Source organism: Methylomonas rivi, from assembly GCF_024505165.1.
Lineage (GTDB): Bacteria > Pseudomonadota > Gammaproteobacteria > Methylococcales > Methylomonadaceae > Methylomonas > Methylomonas rivi.
This window is the reverse complement of the sequence record NZ_JANIBK010000172.1, coordinates 1-7,015: the sequence shown is the minus strand read 5'-3', so window position 1 is coordinate 7,015 and position 7,015 is coordinate 1. Positions and strand designations below refer to the sequence as shown.

The following is a 7,015-nucleotide window of genomic DNA, read 5'->3' as shown; positions in this document are numbered from 1 at the left end:
ACAGGCCAGCCAGCCCCACCCGGTGAGTTCGGGCAAAACACATTTTTAAACGGAATGGAACGGGACTACTTGTTAACTATTTCATATTAATAAACAATCATTATTAAGCAATATAAATGCCTAATTCTATTTTTAAAACAAAATAAATAAAAAAACAATTGTTTATTAATAAGAAACTAACCAAAAAATAAGAAACGGAGAAACAACAATAAAGCCGATTAATACATAAAAACACACGCTTTCAAGGAAAAAATTACTCATAAAATAGCCCATTAACAGGATAATACCGAATAAAAACCAATTTAATCAATAATAAGAAACAGTTCCACGTGAAACTGTTTCTTATATTAAAACAATTATTAATTAAATAATCATGCCAAAGTTACATAATATTCCTAGAAAATTGCATTTATTATTGTTTAATATTAGTTAACAATATCCTGATCAGAATTAGTAGATACTATATTAGAAACCGGCTGCACGGGTTTAAGTGCAGTAATTCTAAACGGCTCGGTAGTATCCGTTTTAGGCCTTGGCCAAGCCGACACAGCATACACCCCACCAGCGGTCATAATATCGACCCCATAAGGCCGTAGAACCACAGAACAACCGAATGACTTGAGTTGATCAATCATGAAACGTTCTACCAACTGTTCACCATCGTAAAATTCCACCAGGCCGGTTATCACCGTATCCCCGTTTCTATCCTTACCGGAGACCAAAGCAGCCAAACGCGGCCTGTAGGACGTGACCAGAGCATCGACAAAAGCAGGCCCACCACCGACCGGAGAAAGCTTAGGCTTGTCCTTGTCAGACGCCGCCACAGTAGCCGTATTAGACGACGATCCAGCAGGCGCGGCTTGGACGGGCAAAACTTGTTTCAAGGAATCGCCGGAACCCGGTAATTTGACCTCGCCGAATCCGAACCGCCACACAAGAAAACCCACCAAAAATAACGACATTAATATAATCTTAGGTTTTTGGGCATCAGCAGGATTTATTTTCTTTTTAGCCATGGTTTCCACCTCATCGGATATTAAAGGCTTAGCTTCTAATATGTCATCGATTTTAGTTTGCAATCGATTAACGTAAATTTGTTTAGTCAAATAACAGGCAGGCAAATAAGTATATACAGCCCGCATATCGACAAGCCGTTTACCCAGTATTTCGTTACCGTCATTAAACCGCTGATTAGTATCGTACCCGTCATATAAATCAGTACCACGATAACGCCACTGTTCGACACGGGCATCGAGAAACGACATGCCGTAATAAACATCATAGAGATGATATTTAGGCATATTGCCGGACAAAAACATGAATTCGAGAATAGGCCCAATATACGGAATTTTGCGCCTATCGGTTCTGGAAGCCTGAACCAAATAATCACATAAAGTATTTTTAATCTGTTTGTCGATTAACTCATGGTCCTGAGTTAATAATATTAGGTCCCAATGATCCTTTCGAGAAAGAAGAAGCCACTCGATTAATTCCTTACGGCCTTTTTCTTTCCAGGACCTGGCATTCATCCATAAAGCCAATTCGTCCAATACTATTAAGCCGTTCTTATCCTCGAGTTTATATTTAGGATCGTAAGCAGGCGGTAAAGCAAGAAAATCCTCATAACGAGGACGGTCGGGGAGACGATAGGCGATAGCCTGATTTTCATCAGGCAACAAGTTTTCTAAAAACAAATCAAGATTGGTAGCAACCGGACAGCCACGATTTAAATATTCTCGAATTTTAGCGACCGCGCAGAGGCTTTTTCCTTCACCCCGAACGCCTTGGATGATCCAGCCGGGCATTAACTAGAAACCGCCTTAGCTTTGACTTTCAACAAGTCATAACCAACTTTAGTTACCCATGCAAAAAAACGAGCAGTAAGCAGCGCCAAAAGGCAAGGTATCGCATTCGACGGCATAACCCAACCCCAAACATTTAAAGCAGTTTGCGGAATAGTTTGATGAATAGATTCAACAACAGAAAACATTGTATTTAAATACAAAGTAAGAACAGAAACAATAGCAGTAATAATAAATCCCAACGCAATAATAGCCGGACCATACTTAGTTAATATCCGATTTAACGCAGCACCGAAAACACCAACAAAAAGCCAACGCAAACCATTTAACAAAGCAGTAAGAAAAATACCCATAATTAAAACCTCGTTATAGATTTAGAAGTCATATTAATAATTTGCCAAGCCGTCATAACAGCAAAAAACCAAGCCAATATTTCACGCAAAGGGGATAATTTTTCGCAAGGCTCCAAATCGAAATGTTTACCAAATATGACGGTATGAATACCACCAGCACAAGAAGAGTCAGCGGGTAACATAGAAGAAAACGCAGTAGTAAAAGAATGGGAATCAGCATAAGACTGCATAGGATTACCCTGATTCACAAACGACTGAAATTCAGAGCGATCAGATTCTAATTGTGAATCCAAATCATTAAATTGAATAGCCGACTTATCAAACTGCGCTTCACCTTCAAAAGTCAATTTATCAAGAATACCTTTCGTATTATCGGCAGTATCCTTAGTATTTTTTTCGACCTTGGATAAATCAATTTTTTGCGCTTGTAAACCAGCAGCGGCAGCAACATCGGACGGATGATTACTAATAATAGTTACGGTACCATCGGGATTTTGAGTAGTAACGCGAGACGAAGCCGGCACACCCTGTACAGACGGCTGATAGGTCTCGGACGTACGAACGGAACCATCGGGCAAAGTTTCAGTACCGCGAGTGGTTTCTAATGTCGGCTGATTGCTCAAACAGTAGGTTTTTGAATTAATGGCATAACAGGTAGCGCCGGCCGGTGGCGTAACTTCTTCCTTGATACACACAAAAGAGCCATTAACCATTTGACAGTTACGGCCATCTTCAGCACATAACGCAGAATCGGAGCCTTGCACATTTACGCAAGGGTTTTGTTGTTCATCATCCGGCAAAGGCTTAATACACGTCTTGCCATAACCGGGCACATCGGACAGGGTAAAACCTTCCGAACATTGAGTCACAGGACAAGGATTCGGATAAGTGACCTCGGAACCATCTTCACATTGCAACTTAGGGCAAGCCTGTAGCGTAAAATTACCCATATCGGAATTTCGACAATTATTAGGTTGCCCGTCTATCATTTCAGAACATTTCGCTATGAAAGCATTTACATCAACACCGATAGACGAGCAAAGCTGATCAGTTGGATTTACACAGGTTTCAAGACTCGTATTTAAAGCAGGTACAGTATTAGCTTTTACTAAACCATCAGGACAAGGCGTTATACACGTATGAGTTACCGGTTCCAAAACAGACGGAGAAACACATACAGTTTCAGAATAATACCAATACTGAGAAAAAACATTACAAGTACCCGGAGCACTAGAATTACTAATACATTCTTTTAAACGCAAACTCGCGGATTGATCAATACAACCACCTAAATACCCATAAGAACCACCAGTGTAAGGATTAGTGTTATAAGCAATAAAATGATTATTACAAGCAGTTTGTTGCTGTTGAAACGTCAAAGCAAAAACAAAAGAAGAAAAGCCGGCCATAACCAGCAAAATCAATATTTGATATTGTCTAATCATGACCGACACCGTTAAACAGCGATTAAGTAGCGGAAGACGCCGCGCGTTTGAACATACGCAAAATGATAAACGCCACAGTAATCGGAATCGCCGCAGTCCAGGCAAGATCAACCAGCGCCAGAACATCGGTAGACAGGGTAGTAAAAGCGGTTGATGCCGCAGCTGGTAAATCCGCAAACGCGGAAGAAATACCGGCGACGGAACCGGCCAATACCAAACCGCCATTTTTCAGAAAGTTTTTCATAGTTTCACCTATAAATTAACGTGATGAAGATTTAGCGGCCATTTTAAAAGCCGCTAAGACATAACCAGCACATAGACCGACAATAAAGGCACCCAATAAATAACCCAATAAGTCTTGATAATCCGGCACTGACATAAAACCCTCAATAACTCAATAATGATGCTAGTTTTACGCCAGATACGAAACCAAGACCGGCCATAATGGCTTGAGAACATACCATCACGGTTGTGATTAAATCTTGAAGTAATACATCGGTCATGATACTGACTCCGCTTTATAACGAAGATGGTTTAAGCACTAGGCTTAGATTCGTTTACACCGGGTTTTTTATCCGATGATTTAGAAACAGGCTCAAATGTTTCAGGGATATATTTACGAACGGAAACCGCAGACAAGACAGCGCGATTTTGGCCGCCCATATCAATATCACAGAGAATTTCCATTACCATTGGAAAGGAATATTCGCCGGATTCCTGTTTATTTTTTAACTGCTCGAACATTTCATGCGGCATTTTGATTTTGATTATCTCGTTACCGAGAACATTAAGATTTTTACCGGTAGTGGGTTTAGTAACCCAAATAGAGCCGCCTTTAGAACCGGCATCAATTTCATATTTAGTAACGGATTCCACGTTACCTACAACAGTAGTACGCATCTGTTCCATTAAGGCTTGATCGAGTGACATAGCATTTACCTTGGTTGAAATTTAAAAAAAGGGCAGATTAGCCGCTTGCCCAGGCGGTTATTTAAAATTAAGAAAACAGATATTACGATTTATCAGAAGGTTTAAAAAAATCACGGATGGTTTTTAGTATAAAATAAAAACCATCGTAAATAAGCAAAGCGAGAATAACATTTAAAATATCCATAAAAAAACTATTTAAAAGAACGATAATAAAAAACAAATTTTCCTAAAAAATAAAGAACCAAAACCGTTTCAACAGGGAATATAAAAACCGTTAAAAGATGAAATGAATATAAAAAAAGTTTCAAATTTCTCGGCATAAAACACCTATATCAAATTTTTAAGTTTAAACCGATTTAAATTATTAATAGCTAAACGATAATTATTTAAAAGCTGTTTTTTTATAATTACTTGCTTTTCGGTTAACTGTTTATTAATTAAATCGTTATTAATGTCATCAATTAAAGACTGTAAATAAGCCGTTTTTTCAGCCGTGGTTTCGATCATATTAAGACGCCAAGGCGGCTTTATTAGATAGCCCCACCCGCTCACCATCCAGCCTAATCGGGCCGGACGGAGCCGCTTTATGGATTACGCCGACAATGCCCGACGCCCGAACCCTGTCAAGGCTAAAGTGAACGCTACGCGGCCTTGACAGGGTCCGTAAACGCCGGGCAGAAACGGCATACCCCATACCGCGGCTCCGTCCGGCCTGATCAGTCAGGAAAGCTTCACAAACAAACATCATGGCAATAACGCCTTATCTTCGGTTTTGTAATATTCGCGAATCTGTTCTTGAAGCGATTCGGGTAAATCGCGGATATAAATTAATTGCCGATTGACGTATAACGTCATGACCGATTTAGTTAAGGTGAACGGTTTTACACCACGCCGAGTGGATTCCTTTTCAAGTTTCAGATAATTGGACGATGAAATAGCAGTCCGATAATTACGCTCTTTTTTTAAAGCTTCCTGAGCATCCAATTTAACGGGAAAATCTATTTCACCGTCTAATAATTCATCTTTTAATATGTCAGACATGACGTAATTCCTTAGATTTATCGTATAAAGGAAAAGACTTAGAAAGCCGATTAGAAAACGTTCGAAACGTAAGCCGATTAAAAGCACTTAAAGAATGCCGCTTAACGTAACCAGGCATAAAGGTTATATTGCGGAAATAATGACGCTTTGAACCGGCGGACGTAGAAGGAAAAGAACTAAAAGGTAATATCTCGACATCAGAAGAAATAAAACCGGAACCAGAACAGTTATTACATGGGCTAAAATCAGAAGATTCAGGATAACCAACACCCAAACAAACCGGACATTCTTTTAAAGAAACAACAGCTTCAACAGGTTGTTCTGAATCGGATTTTTCAGGCGGTAAAAGAACGGTTTCGACGGCTTCGGTATCGGCACCAAAAATAGGCGAATAAGAAGAATCAACAATACGTTGAATAGCCATTTTTGATATACGATCATAATAATAATCAAAACGAGCTTTTAAAGAATCACGATTAGAAGACACTATATCTTGAATATCAGAATGTACTAACCAAAGCAAACTATCGATACCACACATACGACCATTAAACAGATAAAACCGAATATCTAACCGCCTACGTGCCTCATCACAGTCAATAGAACCATTAATTAAACAGCTCAAAATAGAATCCGCTCCGCTATCAAACGAATCCAAAAACCTGGATAACGTTGCTTTAACCAATTTCATGGATACGTTCATTTCAACCCCCTACCATTTCAGATTCAGCCACTTTTAATTGATCGACCAAAATAATCAGGTTGATCATCCGATATTTGCCTACCTTTACAGACGGCCAGTAACCGTTAATGACTTGAGCCTTTACGGCATCCCGAGATAAACCGCTCAGTTCGGCGAACTGTTTTTGTGTCATCAACGGCACAAAGGTTTGAATCGGTAGGGTTACGTTGACATTCGTTTGGTTTTGTTCCATGTTGCACCTTTAGCCTCAGTTGGCTGGTTGTGGTTGGTTATGGGAGTTTTTAACATGTCTAAATATTAGCATCTAAGATTTAGACATGTCAACTAATATTTAGACATATGAAAGAAAAGATAAGAAAAATCAGAGAAAAAAGCGGAATGAACCGCACAGAATTCGCGGAAAGGACAGGCATTCAAGCCAAAACTTGGTCTAACATCGAAAACGGACTACAAAAAGCCAATGAAGATCATCTACTAGCGATAACTAAAGAATGGCCAGAATACGCACTATGGTTAATGACCAATCAAACGGCGCCGGAATGCGGGCAAATAAGCCCTGAGTTGGAAGAAATCAGAGTAAATCTAAAACAGGGTACGCAATAGCGGAAAGGGTAAGGGGAAGATGGAGAAATACAGAAAAATTGAGTGGAACAAAGACAGAAAAATGATTCAAGAAATCAATGATACATACAGAAAAAAAGATAATCCAGAACCTATAAACCTAAAAAAACTAAAATATAA

At 39.4% G+C, this 7,015-nt stretch carries 10 protein-coding genes; 1 reads left to right on the top strand and 9 read right to left on the bottom strand.

Translation table 11 applies throughout. The features are described 5' to 3' along the window. Positions 1-425: 425 nt before the first annotated feature. From NP596_RS18805 to NP596_RS18765, 9 genes are all read right to left on the bottom strand, one after another. Positions 426-1,805, bottom strand: coding sequence for a zonular occludens toxin domain-containing protein (locus NP596_RS18805; RefSeq protein WP_256616940.1), 1,380 nt, complete (start codon positions 1,803-1,805; stop codon positions 426-428). Further along, the gene (locus tag NP596_RS18800; protein ID WP_256616939.1) at positions 1,805-2,155 is read right to left on the bottom strand and encodes a minor coat protein; all 351 of its coding nucleotides are present in this window, start codon (positions 2,153-2,155) and stop codon (positions 1,805-1,807) included. Before NP596_RS18800 ends, NP596_RS18805 begins: the two co-directional genes overlap by 1 nt. Positions 2,156-2,157: 2 nt before the next feature. After that, on the bottom strand, positions 2,158-3,600 hold the full coding sequence (locus tag NP596_RS18795) for a hypothetical protein (RefSeq protein WP_256616938.1): 1,443 nt from the start codon (positions 3,598-3,600) through the stop codon (positions 2,158-2,160). 22 nt (positions 3,601-3,622) lie between these two features. Continuing rightward, positions 3,623-3,844 (bottom strand): major coat protein, encoded by a 222-nt coding sequence (locus NP596_RS18790; protein ID WP_256616937.1) that lies wholly within the window; start codon positions 3,842-3,844, stop codon positions 3,623-3,625. Between the two features lie 290 nt (positions 3,845-4,134). Further along, positions 4,135-4,530: a hypothetical protein gene (locus NP596_RS18785; RefSeq protein WP_256616936.1), complete on the bottom strand. Its 396-nt coding sequence runs from the start codon at positions 4,528-4,530 to the stop codon at positions 4,135-4,137. Between the two features lie 327 nt (positions 4,531-4,857). Further along, positions 4,858-5,037, bottom strand: coding sequence for a hypothetical protein (locus NP596_RS18780; RefSeq protein WP_256616935.1), 180 nt, complete (start codon positions 5,035-5,037; stop codon positions 4,858-4,860). Positions 5,038-5,274: 237 nt separating this feature from the next. After that, a complete protein-coding gene (locus NP596_RS18775; protein ID WP_256616934.1) occupies positions 5,275-5,571 on the bottom strand; it encodes a hypothetical protein in 297 nt (98 codons plus the stop codon). Then, positions 5,564-6,274, bottom strand: a complete 711-nt coding sequence (locus NP596_RS18770; RefSeq protein WP_256616933.1) for a hypothetical protein — start codon at positions 6,272-6,274, stop codon at positions 5,564-5,566. The genes NP596_RS18775 and NP596_RS18770 overlap by 8 nt, the downstream gene beginning before the upstream one ends. 1 nt (position 6,275) lies before the next feature. After that, positions 6,276-6,506, bottom strand: coding sequence for a MerR family transcriptional regulator (locus tag NP596_RS18765; RefSeq protein WP_256616932.1), 231 nt, complete (start codon positions 6,504-6,506; stop codon positions 6,276-6,278). A 107-nt stretch (positions 6,507-6,613) separates the two neighbouring features. On the opposite strand from NP596_RS18765, the gene NP596_RS18760 reads away from it, so the two are divergent. After that, complete coding sequence (locus tag NP596_RS18760) at positions 6,614-6,877, top strand: helix-turn-helix domain-containing protein (RefSeq protein WP_256616931.1); 264 nt, start codon at positions 6,614-6,616, stop codon at positions 6,875-6,877. Positions 6,878-7,015 lie beyond the last annotated feature (138 nt).

What these genes read in the sequence shown, in the direction of transcription:
- NP596_RS18785 (WP_256616936.1), bottom strand. Translation starts at nt 4,530, where the DNA reads ATGTCACTCGATCAAGCCTTAATGGAACAGATGCGTACTACTGTTGTA.
- NP596_RS18780 (WP_256616935.1), bottom strand. Translation starts at nt 5,037, where the DNA reads ATGATCGAAACCACGGCTGAAAAAACGGCTTATTTACAGTCTTTAATT.
- NP596_RS18770 (WP_256616933.1), bottom strand. Translation starts at nt 6,274, where the DNA reads ATGAACGTATCCATGAAATTGGTTAAAGCAACGTTATCCAGGTTTTTG.
- NP596_RS18805 (WP_256616940.1), bottom strand. Translation starts at nt 1,805, where the DNA reads ATGCCCGGCTGGATCATCCAAGGCGTTCGGGGTGAAGGAAAAAGCCTC.
- NP596_RS18765 (WP_256616932.1), bottom strand. Translation starts at nt 6,506, where the DNA reads ATGGAACAAAACCAAACGAATGTCAACGTAACCCTACCGATTCAAACC.
- NP596_RS18775 (WP_256616934.1), bottom strand. Translation starts at nt 5,571, where the DNA reads ATGTCTGACATATTAAAAGATGAATTATTAGACGGTGAAATAGATTTT.
- NP596_RS18795 (WP_256616938.1), bottom strand. Translation starts at nt 3,600, where the DNA reads ATGATTAGACAATATCAAATATTGATTTTGCTGGTTATGGCCGGCTTT.
- NP596_RS18800 (WP_256616939.1), bottom strand. Translation starts at nt 2,155, where the DNA reads ATGGGTATTTTTCTTACTGCTTTGTTAAATGGTTTGCGTTGGCTTTTT.
- NP596_RS18790 (WP_256616937.1), bottom strand. Translation starts at nt 3,844, where the DNA reads ATGAAAAACTTTCTGAAAAATGGCGGTTTGGTATTGGCCGGTTCCGTC.
- NP596_RS18760 (WP_256616931.1), top strand. Translation starts at nt 6,614, where the DNA reads ATGAAAGAAAAGATAAGAAAAATCAGAGAAAAAAGCGGAATGAACCGC.